The following is a 17364-nucleotide window of genomic DNA, read 5'->3' on the forward strand; positions in this document are numbered from 1 at the left end:
CACATGCGCCGCGCCCAGCCGAATGGATGACAGAGCTAGGGCAAAGGGAGAGTTGACCGCGACGGCCTGCGGGCTAATATCTCCGTTAAGCGCCCGCAACTGTCCGTAGGCGATCCTGGCACCCGAGGCCGGCCGATTTCCGCAATGCGGCGCAGATTCCACGCGCGCAGCGTCCTTGCCGCCATGCGTATACACTGCCGGCTCTCCCCGCGCATGTGACTTTGGCAGCGCACCTCACGAAACCAAACCTAGAACAAGACAATGAAAGTTTCGACCACCAATGTCCTCAACGTGCTGGAGCAAGACGAGATCGACGCCGTGCGTGACCTGGCTCGCGCTGTTTCGCATCCGCGTGCCTTTGTGCTGCTGCGCGCGGCCTTTGTGACGCTCGCGGTGGTGGCGGTGCTGTGCTTTGCTGCCAGCAGCTTCGAGCTCGAGGCCATGGCGAACATCGGGATCGGCGCGGCGGCGCTGGCGGCGGTGCTGTTTTTTGTCGAGCGCCGCGTGTTCGGCAACCGTGACGAGGTGGCCGTGCCCGGGGCCCGGCTGGCGGTGCTGCGCGGGCAGCTGCGCCCGGAGATGTTCGACAAGCTGGAGGAAGTGGCGGGCCGGCTCACGCATGACGGCCCGGGCGACGGGGTGATCCGCGTGCGCACGCTGTGGCTGTTCTTGTCCGAATCGGTGGCCAGCGAGACGCTGCGACGCAGGAATGCGCGCGGCCCCGCCAAGGAATCGCAGGCGGGCTAGCAGGCGAGGCAGTGAGTGGGGAAGCCAGCGGATTCGCCTTCCCCGCGCGCCACGCAGCGGCAAACCCTCAGGATTTTTTCGTTGCGTTCACCAGGCACTCGGACAGCCTGTCGAAATGGCGCAGCGCTTCGGGCGTGAGCCCGAGTTGCTTGCGGCGAGTGTCTTCCGTGTCCGTCAGCATGATCCAGCCTTTCTCGCGCATGGATTTCAGGCGGGCGTGCAGCGTGGCAGGCGAGCCCAGTTCGTTCCTGGCCATCATGTCCCTGACCGACAGCCGTTCCTGCGTCTGGCTGGCACGCGCGATCAGCTCGAGAATCCGCTCTTCGAGGGGATCGAGCGCCGGCAGCGAGGGGAGTCCTCGCAATGCCTCCGCCAACTGGAGAAAGCGCAGGTAGATATCGGCCGGCCGCGTCACGACGATATCCTGCCGGAAATGGGTTGCGGCTTGCTGTAAGCGGGATCGACTATCATCAGGCCCCATTTTGAATATGCCCCGACGCATTTTACGGCAATGCCCCATGTCCGCCTGCAATTGAGTATGGTGTTCGCCACAATTGCCATGTTTGTCTTGACGCTCGCCCTCAACGAGTGGCTTTTCCGGCAACTGGAGTTTGTGCCGGGCATTAACTGGGTCTACCTGCCGGCGGGGATACGCCTGCTGAGCACCCTGCTGTTCGGCGAGGCCGGCGCGCTGGGGTTGCTGATCGTGTCCTGGGCGGTGAGCTTCTTCTACTTTTTCCCCAATGACTTTGCACGCGCGTTCATGGGGGGAATCCTGGCGAGCGTTGCGCCGTACCTGGTCTACCGGCTTGCCCGGCACAGTTTTGGCCTGCACGCATCGCTGACAAACCTGACGCCGGCGCGGCTGCTGGCATGCGTTGTGGCATATGCAATCGCCAGCCCCCTGCTGCATCACATCTGGTTTGCCCTGCACGCCGACCACATCGTTCCCGCCGAGCTGATTCGCGGTTTCCTGGTCATGTTCGTTGGCGACCTGACCGGCACGCTGATCGTCATCTACGCCATGAAGGCCGTGCTCTGGCTGCTGCCCTCGCGCGGCGCTGGCGCGCGGAGTCTGCGCAGCTAGCGGGCGGCGCGCGCTCAATATGCCGCCGCGACTCGCTTCGGCCCGCCCAAATCTGGTGCCGGCCGTGTACCGCAGCTTGCGCAGTGCTTAGAATAAAGCCTGGACCTGAGTGGCTGGAGTGCGTAGGCAGGCACACTGCGCTCGCTCACCGATCCACTCCCTGCGTTCTCAAACTTCCAGAGCGGCCGAGGGCAACATGCGCCTACATGAATTCATGCGAGCCAATATCGAAGCGATATTGACGGCCTGGGAGCGGGAGTTGAATGATGCCGGCTCATCCGGCAGTCCGATTGGAGCGGCCGCGCGCCGGGACCTCACCCGCAAGATCCTCCTTGAAATCGCAACACGGCTGGAGAAGGCCGGCGCTTTCCGTTCCGACGTGCCTGTCCAGCCTGCAAGTACCGAAATCGTCCCCTCCAATCACGGTGGCCAACGGCTTGCGACTGGCTACTCCCTGCTGGAGCTTCAGTCCGAATACCGGGTACTTCGGAGCGTCGTGGTCAGCGAGTGGATGAAGGTGCGGCACTCGTGGCTGCAGCAGGAAATCGCGGATATGGCTTATTTCCATGCCGCGCTGGACCGGGCCTTGGGCGAATCCACAAACGCCTATGTCGCCGGACTCGATCGCTCTCGTGACATTTTTGTCGGGGTACTGGGTCACGATCTTCGCGGGCCGATCAACACGGCCCTGCTGAACATACGCCTTCTCGAAATGGACCCCGATCTCAGAGAGCAATCGAGGGCGGCGGTCCTGCGCATCGGAAGATCGGTGAGGCAAATGAATGAGCTGGCTGCGGAACTGCTGGAATTCGTGAGCATCCATTTTGACCGCTACCGGCCCCTTTCCCTCTCCGACGTATCGATGTCGCGCATCTGCGAAGAGGCGATAAGCGACGCGCAAACGCTCTCCCCGGATCGCCAGCTTGTCGCCCGGCTGGACGGCAATACGATAGGGCGCTGGGACGCCCACCGGCTCAGGCAAGCGGTGTACAACCTCTTGCGAAACGCCATGGACCACGGGGCAGTGGACGCGCCGGTAGGCATTACCACACGCGGGGACAAGGATACGGTGTCAGTGGAAATTCATAGCCAGGGCCACCCGATTCCCCCTGGCTCGCTGGCTCGGGTTTTTGATCCATTCACGCAAGCCTCGTCCGGCGAAGCTGACATGAAGATCCAGGGCAGCATCGGCTTAGGGCTCTTCATCGTCCGGGACGTTGCAACGATGCATGGCGGAAACGTGTCGGTTACTTCGACGGCGGAGAATGGAACGACCTTTCGTATTGAAGTACCGCGAAGCGCCAGGGATGCCGCCGGCGTGAAATAGCCGCCGGATCAGGATCTACAGGCAGGCTATACAAGCAGGCTCTACAAGCAGGTTCTACATCAACCGGGCAATGTATCTTCCCAGTGCGGTCTGCAGGACGTCCGAGTTCAGCCCCGATGCGCCGCTCAGCGGCGGGCATATCAGCAAGGTGGTAGGCCCGTCCACGCATACCTGTATCGGCTTGCCCTGGTCCGCCGGCTGCAGGACATGCTCCGTCTGCGGGGCATCGGCAAATCCGAATGCCTGCAGGAAATCGTCCGTGTTGCGGCTGCCCAGGCAGACGATCACCTTGGGCTGCCACTGCCGGCGCAGCGCGGCGATGAACCTGAAGCGGCTGCCTTCGCGGCACAGGCCGAGGTAGCGCTCCTGCGGATTGAGCACGGGTTGGTGGCCATAGAGCCGGGTCCAGCCTCTTGCGCCGGCCTCGAGCGTTGGCAGCGGAAACAGCGAGAGCTTGAACTCGTGGCCCGAGGGGCCATAAAGGCGCTGTTCGAAATATTGTTTCGCTTCGCACGGCTCCACGCTATCCGCGGCACTGCGCACCGCTGCCGCGATGCGTGCGAGCTTCTGCTGGGTGGCCCAGCGCGCGAGCATCTCGCTGTGCCGCATTCGGAAATCCGTGTCCCAGACCAGCGGCGCGGCCACCGGCGCCAGCAGGCTCGCGAGCGGCGCCGGTTCGGCATGGGCCCTGACATCGCAGAACCACAGATCAGCCGAAGGATTTCCTGCCATGCCCGAGTACGAGCCCAGGTAGGCGTCCAGGCACTGGCTCGATATGGCCGCTTGCTGGTTGTGCGGATCGGCTTCCCGATAGCCGCGCGCCGGCGCTGGCGGTCGCCGGCCCGCAGTCGTCATCGCGTCCTGCCACGCCGGAAACCGTGCCCGGTCACCGGCCCCGGTCCAGGCGGGTTGTCCTTCACTCCCGTCACTCATGCCGCTCCCCTTGCAATTGCCCGCACCATCAAGCCCGCTGCGCCGATCGACGGCCTGTCATGCGCCGTTTGTTTTTTTGATATAAAAATTATAACAATAAGATCGGCGGGCCGTCATCGGCCAATATCCGCGGGCGGGATGCCGCCGGCGCCCGGGGTGCGCGAAGCGTGCCTGCACGGGTCCATGCAGGGTTGCCACGTAATGCCAACTGGCACCGGTCTTTGTTAACATGGCCGCTTGCCACTGCCAGGGATGTGCGCACCGCGATGCCGCAGCTTGATCTCAAGACGACGGTCTTCCTTGCATCGATCATGTCGGCCCTGATGTCCGTGGTGCTGCTGTCCGCGTACAACAGCTTTCCCCGGAGCATCAAGGGCATCGGCCAGTGGGTGGCCGGCTCGCTGGTCCTGGTGGTCACGCCGATCCTGTTCTGGCTGCGCGATATCGCGCCGGACTGGATCTCCATCGTGGCGGGCAACGCCCTGCTGCTCGGCGCGGTGGCGCTGTGGATGCTCGGCACGCAGGCCTTCTACGGCCGGCCGCAGGCGCGCAAGCCCGCGGCCATCGTGGTCGTGCTGGCTACCCTGCTGCTGGCGTGGTTTGTCTATGGACGCGCCGACTATGATGCGCGCGTCACCATCGTGACCTTGCTCATGTCGGTCTTCTTCGGCACGCAATGCGTGCTGGTGATGCGCCATGGCGGACGCCATTTCAGCGCGCGCTTCTTTGGCTGCCTGCTGCTCGTGCAGACCGTGGTGATGGTGGCACGCTGCGTGGCCAGCCTGTTCACGGGCCTGACCGAGCAGAAACTGTTCGCCACCGCCGACGTGATCCAGACCATCTACCTGTGCGCCTACACGTTGATGGACCTGGCGCTGGCGGTCGCCTTCATGCTGGTCATCACCCGGCGCCTGCATGTGGAGCTCGACGTGCTCTCCAGGACCGACCCGCTTACGCAACTGCTCAACCGCCGCGCGCTCTACGATGCCGGCCAGGAAGAGCTGGCCCGCATGGCCGAACATGGCGGCGAGATGGCGCTGCTGCTGATCGACCTGGACCATTTCAAGCACATCAACGACAGCATGGGCCACGCCGAAGGCGACCGCGTGCTGAGCGATTTCTCGGCCATGCTCAAGCGCGAGCTGCCGCCCGGCGCGTATCCGGGCCGTTTCGGCGGCGAAGAGTTCCTGGTGCTGCTGCCCCGCACCACCATGGCGGCCGCGCTGGCCCTGGCCGAACGCCTGCGGGTCACCTCGTCGCGCTTTTTCGGCAGGCGCGTTGCCGACCTCACCATCAGCATCGGCGTGGCCAGCGTCGACAAGACCGAGAGCCGGCTCGATGCCGGCATCGGACGCGCGGACCTGGCGCTCTACCGCGCCAAGAGCGCGGGCCGCAACCGGGTGGAGGCAGTGATGGAGGCGGCCTGAGCCGCAAGGCCAGGCGTGGCGTTCCGGTTCCGGCGCGCCCGGGGCCAGGCGCGAGATCCAGGGCAGGATCTAACGCAGGATCTAATGCAGGATCTAACGCAAGATCTAGCGCAGGATCTGGCCGAGGGTCGCCACGGCGATGGTGAACACGCCGAGCAGGAGGTTCAGCCCGACCGCCTGCCGGATACGCCCGAGCGCGGCGCCCGCGGATGGCCAGTCCTGCGCGTCCACGGCCCGCCGCAGCGCGCCGTAGGGGCCGGCGAACACGTAGACGAAGATCAGGATCATGAGCAGGCCCGTGCCAAGCATGAGATGCCAGTGGACCGGCGCGGCGGCAAACCCGACCCGCGCGATCATGACCGCGCCGCTGCAGGCAATGACGATGACGGCCACCCACACCCACGCCAGGAAGCGGGCGAACACGCCGCGCCACAGGCGCAGCCGCTGCGGCGGCTCCAGGCTGCCCGCCGCCGGACGCAGGCAGACATAGGCGAAGAACATGCCGCCCACCCACAGGGTGGCGCCGGCAATGTGCAGAAAACGTAGCACGGGATCGAGGTTCATGGATGACGGCTCTCCGCCGAAGCGCGGCGCAAGGAATGTATGGACAAGAAAAAACTGTTGGAAGAATGCCGCATTCTAGCCCTGCACTCCACACATGGGAGCCGGCCGCGTCACCGCGAGCGCCTGATGCGTCACGCATACCCTGCCGCGAGGCTGCGGCAAGCCCGGTCCGTAGCCCTGCTTCTGCTAACCTGTGAACCGGGTCAGTCGCCCGCGGCGGAGGACGGGCAGCCGGGCTGAGCCAAGCCTGGCAGCAGGACTAATCCGCACACGAAGAATAAGATAACCATGCGGCACTCTTTAAAATATCGGGTGGCCATCGCGACCGCGGTCGTGGTGACGCTTATCGTCCTGGCGCGCGCGCTCTTTGCGCAGTACTACGCCTTCCAGGGTCTCAAGGCACTGCGCCAGGCGCAGCAGGAGACGCTGGTCAAGTTGGTCGCCGAACAGCTCGACGAAAAGTTCGAGATGCGCGCCACGGCCCTGCGCCGCCTGGCACACCAGCTCCAGCCCATGCTCGGCGAGCCGCCCGCCACCATGAAGCGCTTCGCCGCCGACGCCGTGGCCATGCCGCAGATGTTCAATGCCGTGTTCCTCGCCTGGCCCGACGGCGACATGGCATTCAGTACCGCCGTGCCCGACGGGCAGCGCATCCACCTGGCCGACCGCGACTACTTCCGCGACGTCGCCCACGGTGCGGAATTTGCCATGTCCGACCTGCTGCGCGGCAGGCTGAGCGACTCTCCCGGCGTGGTGCTGGCCGTGCCGCTGCGCGCGCCCGACGGCAAGCTGCTGGCCGTGGTGGGCGGCGCGCTGAACTTCTCGGAAAGCAATTTCCTCGACCAGATCGCCCATAGCCGGGTCGGGCTCACCGGCAGCTATTGCCTGGTTTCCTCCGGCGGCAACCCGCGCTACGCCATGCATGCCGAGCCATGGAAGGTCATGACGCCGGCCAAGGCGCTGGGCGAGAGCTGCGGGCTCGAAGTGCCGCAGACCGACTGGGAACCCCTGCATCCCACCCAGCCTGTGGTGGCGCGCTACCTGCTCGAGGCCAACGGCTGGGAGGTCGTGTCCGTGCTGCCGGCCAGCGAAGCCTATGCGCCCTTGATCGAGGCGCGCCACAAGACCATCGTGAGCGCCGGCTTCTCGCTGGTGCTGGCGGCGCTGCTGATGTGGCTGGTGATACGCCGGCTGCTGGCGCCGCTGGAGCTGCTGCATCGCGTGGTGGGCGAAGTGCCAAAGGATCCGGCCGCGCTGGCCGCGCTGCCCACCGGGCGCAACGATGAGATCGGCGAGCTGGCCACCACCTTCGGCACGGTGATGCAGCAGCTGTCCGAGCGCGAGGCGGCGCTCAGCGCCGCCAAGGACCGCGCCGCCGAGAGCGAGAAGCGCATCGAGGCCATCGCCAACCACGTGCCGGACTTTGTCTCGTTCATCGACACGCAAGAGCGCTATGTCTTCGTCAACGAGGCCTACGCGCAGCGCTTCGACCTGCCCGTGCGGCAGATCGTCGGCCTGACCGTGCGGGAGCTGTGGGGCACGCCCGCGTACCTGGCATCGCAGCCCTACCTGGCGCAGGCTTACCTTGGGGCGTCGATCACCTTCAGCCTCGAAGGCCAGGAAGGCGCGGAGTGCATGGAAGTCACCTACCAGCCCGCGTGGAACGACGCGCGCGACACCGTGCAGGGCCTGTACATGTTCGCCCGCAACGTGACCACCGAACGCCAGAAGATCCGCAGCCTGGAAGCGCAGACCCTGACCGACCACCTGACGCGCCTGCTCAACCGCAAGGGCTTCGACCGGCGCCTGGCCGAGACCATGGCGTGCGCCGGCAACAGCGGCCTCAACGCAGCCCTGCTGCTGGTGGACGTGGACGACTTCAAGACCATCAATGACAGCTACGGCCACGCGGTGGGCGACCAGTTGCTGGCGGCCTTCGGCGAGCGCCTGTCAGCCTGCGTGCGCGCGGGCGACGGCGTGGCGCGCATCGGCGGCGACGAGTTCGGCATCGTGCTGGACGACGCCGCCAGCACGGCGAGCCTGGAGCGCATTGCCCAGGCCATCGTGCATGCCGCCCAGCGCCCGCATTTCATCGAAGGCCATACCATCGTGGCGACGGCCAGCGTCGGCATCGCCGTGCACCGCCCCGACGACGGCCAGACCGCCAACGAACTCTTCATGCGCGCCGACATGGCGCTGTACGAAGCCAAGCGCGCGGGCAAGGCCCGCTACACGCCGCCGGTATCGAACACGGCTGCCTGAGCTGGCCGCCCGAGCCGGCGGCTGGCGCTGGCCGCCCGATGTGTGTGTTGTCGTACCCGCCCGCCCACCACCCCACCCATGAGGATGACACCGTGACCGACCCGATCCTGATCCGCCCCGCCAGCCCGGAAGACTACCCGGCCTGGAAGGTGCTCTGGGATGGCTACAACGCCTTCTACGGCCGCAAGGGGCCGACCGCGCTGCCGGAAGACATCACCCGCATGACGTGGTCGCGCTTCTTCGATGCCTACGAGCCGATGCACGCGCTGGTGGCCGAACGCGGCGGGCAACTGCTGGGCCTGGTGCACTTCCTGTATCACCGCAGCACCATCCAGATCGGACCGAGCTGCTACCTGCAGGACCTGTTCACCGCCGATGCCGCGCGCGGCACCGGCGTGGGCCGCGCGCTGATCGAGGCCGTCTACCAGCGCGCCGCGGCGGCGGGAGCGAAGCGGGTCTACTGGCAGACGCACGAGACCAACGAGACGGCCATGCGGCTCTATGACAAGGTGGCGGAGAAATCGGGCTTCGTGGTGTATCGCAAGCAGTTCTGAGGCGGCGCCGAGGCGACGCTCGCCGGCCGGGCAGCGGTGCTCACTCCGGCTCGATCCCCGCCGCCTTGATCACCTTCGCCCATTTCGCGGTTTCGCTGCGCACGAAGGCAGCCAGTTCGTCCGGCGACGACGGCGCGGGTTCGCCGCCCGTGCGGCCGAAGTAGTCGGCCGCCCTGGGATCCGCCAGGCCCTTGCGCACCAGCTGGTTCATGCGCTCCACCACGGCCCTGGGCGTGGCGGCGGGAAAGAATGCCGCCGACCAGGCCACCATCTCGTAGCCGGGCAGGCCGCTCTCGGCCATGGTGGGCACGTCCTTGAGCACCGGATGCCGCTGCGCGGTGGTGACCGCGACGGCGCGCAGCTTGCCGCCCTGGATCAGCGTCATGGCGGGCGACACGTCCGAGATCATGAAATCCACCTGATGCCCCATGAGGTCGGTCAGCGCCGCCGGCACGCCCTTGTACGGCACGTGAAGCGCCTGCACGCCGGCCATCATCTTGTACAACTCGCTGGCGATGCGCGTGGACGAGCTGCCGCTGGCGAAGGTGAGCTTGCCGGGCTTCTCCCTGGCCAGCGCCGTCAGGTCGGCCACGCTATGCACCGGGCTGTCGGGCGGCACCACCAGGACCAGCCCGCTGCGGGCGATCAGCGAGACCGGCGCGAAGTCCTTGACAGGGTCGTAGGGCAGCTTCCTGAACAGCGACGCATTGGCCGCATGCGTGGTGTTGGTGGTGACCAGCATGGTGTAGCCGTCGCCGGGCGCGCCGGCCACGGCCTGCGCGGCGATGAAGCCGTTGGCGCCGGGCCGGTTGTCCACCACCACCGTCTTGCCGGTCTGGCCGGTGACGGCCTCGGCCACGTAGCGCGCGCTGCTGTCGGTGCCGCTGCCCGCCGGGAACGGCACGATCACGCGCACGGGCCTGGCGGGGTAGTCGGTGGCCGCCTGCGCTGGCGCGGCGCCCAGCATGAACAGCGGCAGCAGCAGGCCGGCAAGCCTGCGCGAAGGGTACGGCTTGTTCATCTTGTCTCCTTGCGTGCCTTTTCGGCATCTGTCGGATTTGCGGGTCGCGCCCGCGTCAGCTGCGGCTGTCGGGTACGGCCAGCGCCGGATAGCGTTCGGTGAGCTGCGCCGGGAATTCCACGTCGAGGATGAAGCGGTCGCCGCGATACCAGAAGCAGCCGGCGGTGAGCACGTTGCCGTCGGTGTCGAGCGTGGTGCGCACGATCTTGGCGATGGGCGCGGCAAAGCCGTAGGCCAGCTCGCGGGCCAGCGCGTAGTCGGCCGGTTCCACCGTCATGGTCTGGTGCATCATGCCCAGGCGCTCGCCCACGGCCTCGCGCAGCAGGCGCGCGATCTTGCGGTGCTTCTCGGCGCCGCGCGGAAACTGGTTGAAGACCGCGGCAGCCACGTACAACTCGATCAGGCAGAACGGTTCGCCATCATGCAGATGCAGCTTGCGCAGCAGCACATACTGGTCCAGCGGCGTGCCGCGCGTGGGCAGGCCGGCCGGCAGGCGCACGTCCTTGCGCTTTTCCAGGATGCGGATTTCGAGGTCGCTGCCGCCGACCAGCTCGTCGTTGATCACCGAGCGCATGCCGGCGCTGGGGCCCGGCGGCAGGCCCGTGACGTGCGTGCCGCGCCCGCGCTGGCTGCTGACCAGGCCTTCTTCCGCCAGCACGGCGAAGGCCTGCCGCACCGTGACGCGCGCAATGCCATAGGCCTGTGCGAGCTGCTCCACGGTGGGCAGGCGATGTCCCAGCGGCCACTCGCCTGACACGATGCGATGGCGCAGCACGCTGGCCAGCTGGCGATAGCGTGCCACGCCGCCGCCGTCCTCGGGCAGCTGCGCTGAAGGCGTTTGCGCGGCACGGTTCACGACAACAAGCCTCGCGGCACGCGCACCGGCATGCCCAGCAGGATCTGCGCCATGCCCTTGCCGAGCGGATCGTTGCGCAGCGAGGCCATGCCGCCGCCATCGAGGGCCTCTTCGCAGACCAGGTTGATGGCGTGGATGCCGGGCAGGTCGTGGCGCGTGACCGGTCCTTTCACCAGGTGCCCCAGCCATTGCGCGACGCGCTCGGTGGTGGCGCCCGCGCGCAACCACGGCAGATACTCCGGGCGGCGCGCCATCAGGCCGATATTGGAGATATCGCCTTTGTCGCCGCTGCGGCCATAGGCCAGGCGGATCAGCGGCACTTCCTCGAAATCACCGCCGGGCGGCAGCGCATCGGGCAGGGCAACCTGCGCGGGCCGCCCGCCTTCGGYGGACGACGCGGCTGGCATGGCCACCGGCTTGCGCTCGCCATCGATCAGCACGGTGGGCGATAGCCGGGTCTTGTCGAGCAGGAAGGCGTACTGCCGGATCGAGGGCGAAGGGCTGGGCCGGCCGCCGCCCGAGCCGGTGGTGCCGGGCGACCAGCTGGTGCCGGCCGCGGAGATCTCGCGCGCGAACAGTTCCAGCGCGGCTTTCTCGGGATGCATCACGGCCAGGCGCATGATGGCCTCGCGCGTGTGGCGTGTCTGCGCGTGCGGGCCGTAGCACGATTCCGCGCCGAGCACTTCGATATGCGTGCGGCTGTAGTCGCCCAGGCCATGCCCGGCGAACAGCGTGCGCGTGCGCGCGAGGATGGCCTGCGCGGTGCGCTCTGCCTTGGCCACCGCGTCGAATCCGACGATGGAGAGCTGCGCATTGCAGCGAAAGCCGTCGACATAGGTTGCCGATACCTTGTACTGGCCGCCGGGCGCGCGGCCGCGCGCGCCGTTGACCTCGACCAGGTCCGGGCCGGCCTGCGCCAGTGTCACGGCGGTGAAATCGCAGGTCACGTCGGGCAGCAGGTAGGCGGCGGGATCGCCGATTTCGTAGAGGATCTGCTCGCCCACGGTGGCGGTGCTGACCAGCCCGCCGGTGCCCGGCGGCTTGCCCACCAGGAAGCTGCCGTCGGCGCGGCACGCCACTACCGGGTGGCCGATATTGGGCCAGTCCGGCACGCTTTCCCAGTCGGTATGCAGCCCGCCGGTGGCCTGGCAGCCGCACTCGATGATGTGCCCGGCCAGGCTGCCCTGCGCCAGCCGGTCGTAGTCGCCGGCCCCCCAGCCGAATTCGTGCATCAGCACGCCGAGCGTGACCGCGCTGTCCACGCAGCGGCCGGTGATGACGATCTGCGCGCCCTCGTCGAGCGCCTGGCGGATCGGCAGCGCGCCGAGATAGGCGTTGGCGCTCACCAGCTTGTCCGGCAGCGGCAGGCCCTTTTGCATGTCTGTCACGCCGGCCTCGCGCAGCGCGGGCAGCAGCGGCATGACATCGTCGCCTTCCACCACGGCAATGCGCACGTCGATGCCCTGCTCCGCGGCGATGGCGGCCAGCGCCTGCGCGCAGCCTTGCGGATTGATGCCGCCGGCATTGCTGACCACGCGGATCTTGCGCTCGGCGATCTCCCTGAGCAGGCTTTTCATCGTCACCGCGACGAAGTCGGTGGCGTAGCCCAGTTCCGGCTTGCGCAGGCGCGCCGCCGCCAGCACCGACATGGTCAGCTCCGCCAGGTAGTCGAACACCAGGTAGTCGATATCGCCGTGGCGCACCAGTTGCGGGGCGCCCACGCTGCTGTCGCCCCAGAAGCCGGAAGCGCCGCCAATGCGAACGGTGCGGGCGGCTTGCTCAGCCGTGGTCTTTGCATTCATCTTTGCCTGTCTCCTTTTTATGCTCGCTCAAGCCTTCGCGGGCTCGCCCGTGCTGCCGGCTGCCATCATGCGATCGATGTCGGTGTCGTGGTAGCCCGCCTCGCGCAGCACTTCGCGGCTGTGCTCGCCCAGCGCGGGTGCATGGCGCCGGCTGGTGGGCGGCGTGCCAGACCATTCGCTCGGCACCGCCATCTCGCGGATGCGGCCGACGCCGGGATGCTCGGTCTCGCGGAAGAAGCCGATATCGCCGAGGTGCGGATCGTCGAGCAACGTCTCGAAGGTATGCATGGGAAAGACCGGGATATCGGCTTCCCTGAGCAGCACGCGCCATTCCTCGGTGGTGCGCCTGGCCATCTCGTCGCTGACCATGGCGTACAGCTCGGTGATATGGGCGGTGCGCGTGGTGATGCTGGCAAAGCGCGGATCGGTGTCGAACAGGTCCGCGCGCCCGATGGCCTTGAGGAAGGTGCGCCAGTGATGGTCGTGATAGATCAGGCAGCAGACGTGGCCGTCGCGCGTCTTGTACGGCCGGCGCTCCGGCGAGAGCAGGCGCGGGTAGCCGAAGCCGCCGCGCGCCGGCACGAAGGTCTCGCCGTAGAGGTGGTCGCCCAGTACATAGGGCACCATGGTCTCGAACATCGGCACGTCCACGCGCTGGCCGCGGCCGGTGCGCGCCTGCGCGTACAGCGCGGCGCAGATCACGCCGAAGGCGTACAGCCCCACCGAGCGGTCGGCGATGGTGATGGGCAGGTAGCGCGGGATGTCGCCGCTGCCCATCGCCACGGCCTGCGGCAGCCCGCTGGCTGCCTGGATCAGGTCGTCGAAGGCGGCCTGCGGCGCGTAGCGCCCGCGCTGCGAGAAGCCGAACATGCCGACATAGACCAGACGCGGGTTCAGCGCGGCCAGCGTCTCGTAGTCCAGCCCCAGCCGCTGCATGGCCTGCGGCCTGACGTTGTAGGCCAGCACGTCGGCATCCTTGACCAGGCGCAGCAAGGCCTCGCGTCCCTCGGCGCGCTTGAGGTCCAGCACCACGCTGCGCTTGTTGCGGTTCAGGCCCAGGTAGAGCGGTCCCATCTTCTCGTCGCCGCAGGGACCGATGCCGCGCGTGACATCGCCTTCCGGGGACTCCACCTTGATCACGTCGGCGCCCAGGTCGCCCAGCATCTGGGTGGCCGAAGGGCCCATGAACACGGCGGTGATATCCACCACCTTGACGCCGGACAGCGCGCCAGCCGTCATCTCCATTGTCTCGCTCCGTATATTTGTTTAGTTCTATAAATAGAACTATAGGGCAATACGCAGCCGCGACACAAGGGCAAGAATGCACCCTCACCGGCGCGCGCCGGCAGCGGCGGACATCGTCGCGGGCGCGGGCGCGATACCTTGACAAGCCTGCCTGGCCTGTGCCTCCAGCCCATTTTTTTGGGCCGCGTTATCCACAATTACTGTGGATAACAGCACCTCCGGAACCTGCAAACCCGCTTGCCGCCGCCAAAGCGCTCGGACTGCCTAATGTTTCAGCAAGTTGAAGGTTTCATGGCATATCCGAGACATTCCAGGCTGGCCGCGGACGACTCCCGCCCCGCGGCGGGACTGATGTCCCGGCCCCGGGACGGCCGATGCCCGCCAACCGGGACACTGGCCTCATGGCTGCGGCGCGGGCGGCGCCCGACAATACGTCCTCGCCATCAAGGCCACCGCACCGCCGGGCAGGCCGCGGACACCAGGACTCGAGACATCAAGGCATCAAGAACCACAAGGCATTCAGCTAAGCGCTGCAAGCCCCGCCAGGGATGGGATGGCGGCTGGTCAGGCTGGCGCTGGTAGCCACCGCACGGCAAGGGCATCCCGTGCGGCGCCGGCTTTGACCAGATTGCCCGCAGAGGCTCTGCCTGACCCGCATCGCCGGGCGGCAACCCCAGTTGGAGAACGAGATGCACCAGATTTTTTCCAAGACCCTGCTCACCGCTTCCGCGCTGGCATCTACCGTGCTCTGCACGGCCCTTGCACGCGCCGAGGCGCGTGTACCCGCACCCACCGCCATTGCCGCGCCCGCCCACACCGGCCAACGCGACGCCTTCGTCGACGGCGCGCGTACGGGGCACCCCGAGGCCATACCTCTGGCCGCGCTGGGTCGCCAGGGCCTGTCGGCATGCATATCGCGCAAGTTCGATTCCTACCAGGACGGCCTGCGCTCAACACCGCGCGACCCCTATGCGGACGGTGGCCGCATGGGGCAGCGGGATGCCTTCACGGACGGCGCCCGCGGCTCCCAGGCCGATCCGTACTCGAGTGGCGCCGAGTGCGTCTCGGCCCTGCAGCACGGGGGCGGCGCAAGCCACGATGAACGCGCGGCATAGCACCGCGCGACAAGACGGAGCGCGCCACCAGCGCGCTTCGCCATAAATGCCAGCCGTCCCTGCGCGCTGGCGGGCGTGCCGCGCGCTTTTTGCGCGCGTGGCACGCCACCGTCACCTGACCCTCGCCGCGCGCCTTTCGCGGCGGTGTTCCTTTGCTAATCTACATGCAGCACGCGGCGTCACCCGCGCGACGGCCCAGCCATGGCCGGCCGCGCCGTCAACCCATGCCCGCGTGAATGCCATGCCCACGCGCAAGCAACAGATCCACCTATGCACGAGCCAGGATGGCGTGCGGCTGGCTTACGCCATCAGCGGCCAGGGCCCGCCGCTGGTGAAGGCCGCAAACTGGATGAGCCACCTGGAGTTCGACGTGGAGAGCCCGGTGTGGAGCCACCTGCTCAATGAGCTGTCGCTTTCGCACACCCTGGTGCGCTACGACGAGCGCGGCTGCGGCCTGTCGGACCGCGATGTCGAACTCTCCTTCGAGGCCTGGCTGCGCGACCTGGAGACCATCGTCGACGCGACCGGCGTGGACCGCTTTCCGCTGCTGGGTATTTCGCAAGGCGCATCGATCGCCGTGGCCTACGCGGTGGCGCACAGCGAGCGTGTCAGCCACCTGATCCTGCACGGCGGCTACGCGCGCGGCAGGCTCAAGCGCAGCCCCGACCCGCGCCTGCGCGAAGAGGCCGAGCTGATGAACCGCCTGGCCGAGATCGGCTGGGGCCAGGAGAACCCGGCCTTCCGCCAGTTCTTCACCACGCAGTTCATTCCCGGCGGCACTGCCGAGCAGCACCGGTGGTTCAACGAACTGGAGCGCGTCTCCACCTCTCCCGCCAACGCGGCGCGCTTCATGCGCATCTTCAACGACATCGATGTGGTCTCGCTGCTGCCGCAGGTCACCTGCCCGACGCTGGTGCTGCATGCCGTGCGCGATGCGCGCGTGCCCTTCGACGAAGGCCGCCTGATCGCCAGCATGATTCCCGGCGCGCACTTCGTGCCGCTGGAGAGCGACAACCACCTGCTGCTGGAGACCGAGCCGGCGTGGCTGCGCTGGCTGGACGAAGTCCATGCCTTCCTGCCCCCCACGCACGCCGGCGCCGACGGCGTCTTCCCGGTGCTCACGCGGCGCGAGCGCGACATCGTCGAGCTGATCGCGCAAGGCCGTGACAACGCCCAGATCGCCGCCCGCCTGGGCCTGAGCGAGAAAACCGTGCGCAATCACATCACCAGCGTCTTCTCCAAGCTCGAAGTGGAAAACCGCGGGCAGGCCATCGTGCTGGCGCGCACGGCGGGCTTCGGCAACCTGAGCGCTTAGCAGCCCGCTGCCGCGGATTCCCGGCACGGCTCTCATCAATGTTGATGATGACCGGCGCGCCGTGCATTGGGCCGCCGGCAGACCCGCCTGGTGCGGCTCCCGGAGCCGTTCCGCACGCCCGCCTGAGACGCGCCGCTCAGGGCCATATGCGAGCAGGCAGCGGACGCAGGGATAGACGCCCGTCTCCACGCGCGCCGCCATCCACGCGTGCAAGCGCGGGGTGCGGGCGTACGGAGATGCGAAGCGGCCCGCAAGCGGACCTACTGCAGGTAGTCCTCGAAGCGCGCGCGGATCTCGTCGAGATTGGCCAGCGTGCCGGAGAGATGGCGGCGCAGGCAGTCCTGCGCCTGGCCGGCATCGCCCCGCGCGATGGCATCGACGATGGCGGTATGGTCCGCCACCACGGCCTTGGCCTTGCCGGGAATCGGCAGATGCAGGCGGCGCAGGCGGTCCAGGTGGCCGCTCTGCCGGCGCACCAGCAGCCACAGGTCGGGTACCTGCGCGGCGTCGTACATCAGGCGGTGGAAAGCCTGGTCGAACTGGGAGAATTCGGCATAGTCTTCGGCGGCCAGCAGCGCCTGCTGGCGCGCCACCATCAGGCGCAGGCGCTCGACCAGCGCCGGGTCCGGCGCCTCGGCCAGCGTGCGCACGATCTCCACCTCCACCGAGCGGCGCAGGAAATGCGCCTGCTGGGCCAGCGCGATGCTGATGGGGCTGACCACGGTGGCGTGCTGCGGGAAGATATCGACCAGGCCCTCTTCGCTCAGGCGCATGAGGGCGTCGCGCACCGGCGTCTGGCTGATGCCGTACTGCGCGGCGAGATCGGTGCGCGACAGCACGGTGCCGGGCGTCAGCGTCATCGAGATGATCAGGTCCCGCATGTGCTCGAACACCTGCGGCGCGGCATGGCGCGTGCGGTCGAACTGGAACTGGATTTGCGGGGCGGTGGCTTCCATCGGGGTAGCGGCGATCTTTCTCCGGCGGCGGTATGCGTCTCCGGAATATCAGGTTTGGCGAAAAGCGGGGCCGCAGCGCGGCGCACTGTGGTGCACTTATGGTTCATGCGGCCACGTACACCGGCGGCGAGGCGCCCTGCCCCGCATTCTAGT

The 17364-nt window shown here is 67.4% G+C and carries 16 protein-coding genes; 8 read left to right on the forward strand and 8 right to left on the reverse strand.

Going from position 1 to position 17364, the window contains the following annotated elements:
- Positions 1–261: 261 nt before the first annotated feature.
- A complete protein-coding gene (locus AB4Z48_RS34505; protein ID WP_441622405.1) occupies positions 262–747 on the forward strand; it encodes a hypothetical protein in 486 nt (161 codons plus the stop codon).
- Positions 748–814: 67 nt separating this feature from the next.
- Here the strand turns inward: AB4Z48_RS34505 and AB4Z48_RS34510 are convergent, their stop codons facing one another.
- A complete protein-coding gene (locus AB4Z48_RS34510; protein WP_441622406.1) occupies positions 815–1162 on the reverse strand; it encodes a winged helix-turn-helix domain-containing protein in 348 nt (115 codons plus the stop codon).
- A 96-nt stretch (positions 1163–1258) separates the two neighbouring features.
- Between AB4Z48_RS34510 and AB4Z48_RS34515 the strand changes: the two genes are divergently transcribed.
- Positions 1259–1834 carry a hypothetical protein gene (locus AB4Z48_RS34515; protein WP_441622408.1) on the forward strand — a complete coding sequence of 192 codons (576 nt, stop codon included), beginning with the start codon at positions 1259–1261 and terminating at the stop codon, positions 1832–1834.
- A 196-nt stretch (positions 1835–2030) separates the two neighbouring features.
- The gene (locus AB4Z48_RS34520; protein WP_441622410.1) at positions 2031–3161 is read left to right on the forward strand and encodes a sensor histidine kinase; all 1131 of its coding nucleotides are present in this window, start codon (positions 2031–2033) and stop codon (positions 3159–3161) included.
- A gap of 54 nt (positions 3162–3215) precedes the next feature.
- Here the strand turns inward: AB4Z48_RS34520 and AB4Z48_RS34525 are convergent, their stop codons facing one another.
- On the reverse strand, positions 3216–4094 hold the full coding sequence (locus AB4Z48_RS34525; protein ID WP_441622412.1) for a transcriptional regulator: 879 nt from the start codon (positions 4092–4094) through the stop codon (positions 3216–3218).
- Between the two features lie 266 nt (positions 4095–4360).
- Here AB4Z48_RS34525 and AB4Z48_RS34530 point away from each other — a divergent pair, with 266 nt between their 5' ends.
- Positions 4361–5521 carry a diguanylate cyclase gene (locus tag AB4Z48_RS34530; RefSeq protein ID WP_441622414.1) on the forward strand — a complete coding sequence of 387 codons (1161 nt, stop codon included), beginning with the start codon at positions 4361–4363 and terminating at the stop codon, positions 5519–5521.
- A 105-nt stretch (positions 5522–5626) separates the two neighbouring features.
- Here AB4Z48_RS34530 and AB4Z48_RS34535 read toward each other — a convergent pair whose 3' ends face one another.
- Positions 5627–6085 (reverse strand): CopD family protein, encoded by a 459-nt coding sequence (locus AB4Z48_RS34535; protein ID WP_441622416.1) that lies wholly within the window; start codon positions 6083–6085, stop codon positions 5627–5629.
- 288 nt (positions 6086–6373) lie between these two features.
- Here AB4Z48_RS34535 and AB4Z48_RS34540 point away from each other — a divergent pair, with 288 nt between their 5' ends.
- Together AB4Z48_RS34540 and AB4Z48_RS34545 are read left to right on the forward strand one after the other, a co-directional pair.
- Positions 6374–8347: a diguanylate cyclase domain-containing protein gene (locus tag AB4Z48_RS34540; protein WP_441622418.1), complete on the forward strand. Its 1974-nt coding sequence runs from the start codon at positions 6374–6376 to the stop codon at positions 8345–8347.
- A gap of 92 nt (positions 8348–8439) precedes the next feature.
- Entirely contained in the window at positions 8440–8901 is a 462-nt protein-coding gene (locus AB4Z48_RS34545) for a GNAT family N-acetyltransferase (protein WP_441622420.1), read from the forward strand.
- A gap of 40 nt (positions 8902–8941) precedes the next feature.
- On the opposite strand, the gene AB4Z48_RS34550 is transcribed toward AB4Z48_RS34545, so the two are convergent.
- Genes AB4Z48_RS34550 through AB4Z48_RS34565 form a run of 4 tightly spaced genes read right to left on the reverse strand, consistent with a single transcriptional unit; the run spans position 8942 to position 13825 of the window.
- The gene (locus tag AB4Z48_RS34550; protein WP_441622422.1) at positions 8942–9922 is read right to left on the reverse strand and encodes a Bug family tripartite tricarboxylate transporter substrate binding protein; all 981 of its coding nucleotides are present in this window, start codon (positions 9920–9922) and stop codon (positions 8942–8944) included.
- 55 nt (positions 9923–9977) lie between these two features.
- Positions 9978–10778, reverse strand: a complete 801-nt coding sequence (locus tag AB4Z48_RS34555; RefSeq protein ID WP_441622424.1) for a GntR family transcriptional regulator — start codon at positions 10776–10778, stop codon at positions 9978–9980.
- Positions 10775–12580 (reverse strand): acyclic terpene utilization AtuA family protein, encoded by a 1806-nt coding sequence (locus AB4Z48_RS34560; protein WP_441622426.1) that lies wholly within the window; start codon positions 12578–12580, stop codon positions 10775–10777. The genes AB4Z48_RS34555 and AB4Z48_RS34560 overlap by 4 nt, the downstream gene beginning before the upstream one ends.
- 27 nt (positions 12581–12607) lie before the next feature.
- Positions 12608–13825 carry a CaiB/BaiF CoA transferase family protein gene (locus tag AB4Z48_RS34565; protein ID WP_441622428.1) on the reverse strand — a complete coding sequence of 406 codons (1218 nt, stop codon included), beginning with the start codon at positions 13823–13825 and terminating at the stop codon, positions 12608–12610.
- A 689-nt stretch (positions 13826–14514) separates the two neighbouring features.
- On the opposite strand from AB4Z48_RS34565, the gene AB4Z48_RS34570 reads away from it, so the two are divergent.
- Both AB4Z48_RS34570 and AB4Z48_RS34575 read left to right on the forward strand, forming a co-directional pair.
- Complete coding sequence (locus AB4Z48_RS34570) at positions 14515–14940, forward strand: hypothetical protein (protein ID WP_441622430.1); 426 nt, start codon at positions 14515–14517, stop codon at positions 14938–14940.
- A 241-nt stretch (positions 14941–15181) separates the two neighbouring features.
- Positions 15182–16255 (forward strand): alpha/beta fold hydrolase, encoded by a 1074-nt coding sequence (locus AB4Z48_RS34575; RefSeq protein ID WP_441622432.1) that lies wholly within the window; start codon positions 15182–15184, stop codon positions 16253–16255.
- Between the two features lie 260 nt (positions 16256–16515).
- Here the strand turns inward: AB4Z48_RS34575 and AB4Z48_RS34580 are convergent, their stop codons facing one another.
- Positions 16516–17211, reverse strand: a complete 696-nt coding sequence (locus tag AB4Z48_RS34580; RefSeq protein ID WP_441622434.1) for a GntR family transcriptional regulator — start codon at positions 17209–17211, stop codon at positions 16516–16518.
- Between the last annotated feature and the right edge of the window lie 153 nt (positions 17212–17364).

The sequence above is a fragment of the Cupriavidus sp. 2TAF22 genome (assembly GCF_052115045.1).
Lineage (GTDB): Bacteria > Pseudomonadota > Gammaproteobacteria > Burkholderiales > Burkholderiaceae > Cupriavidus.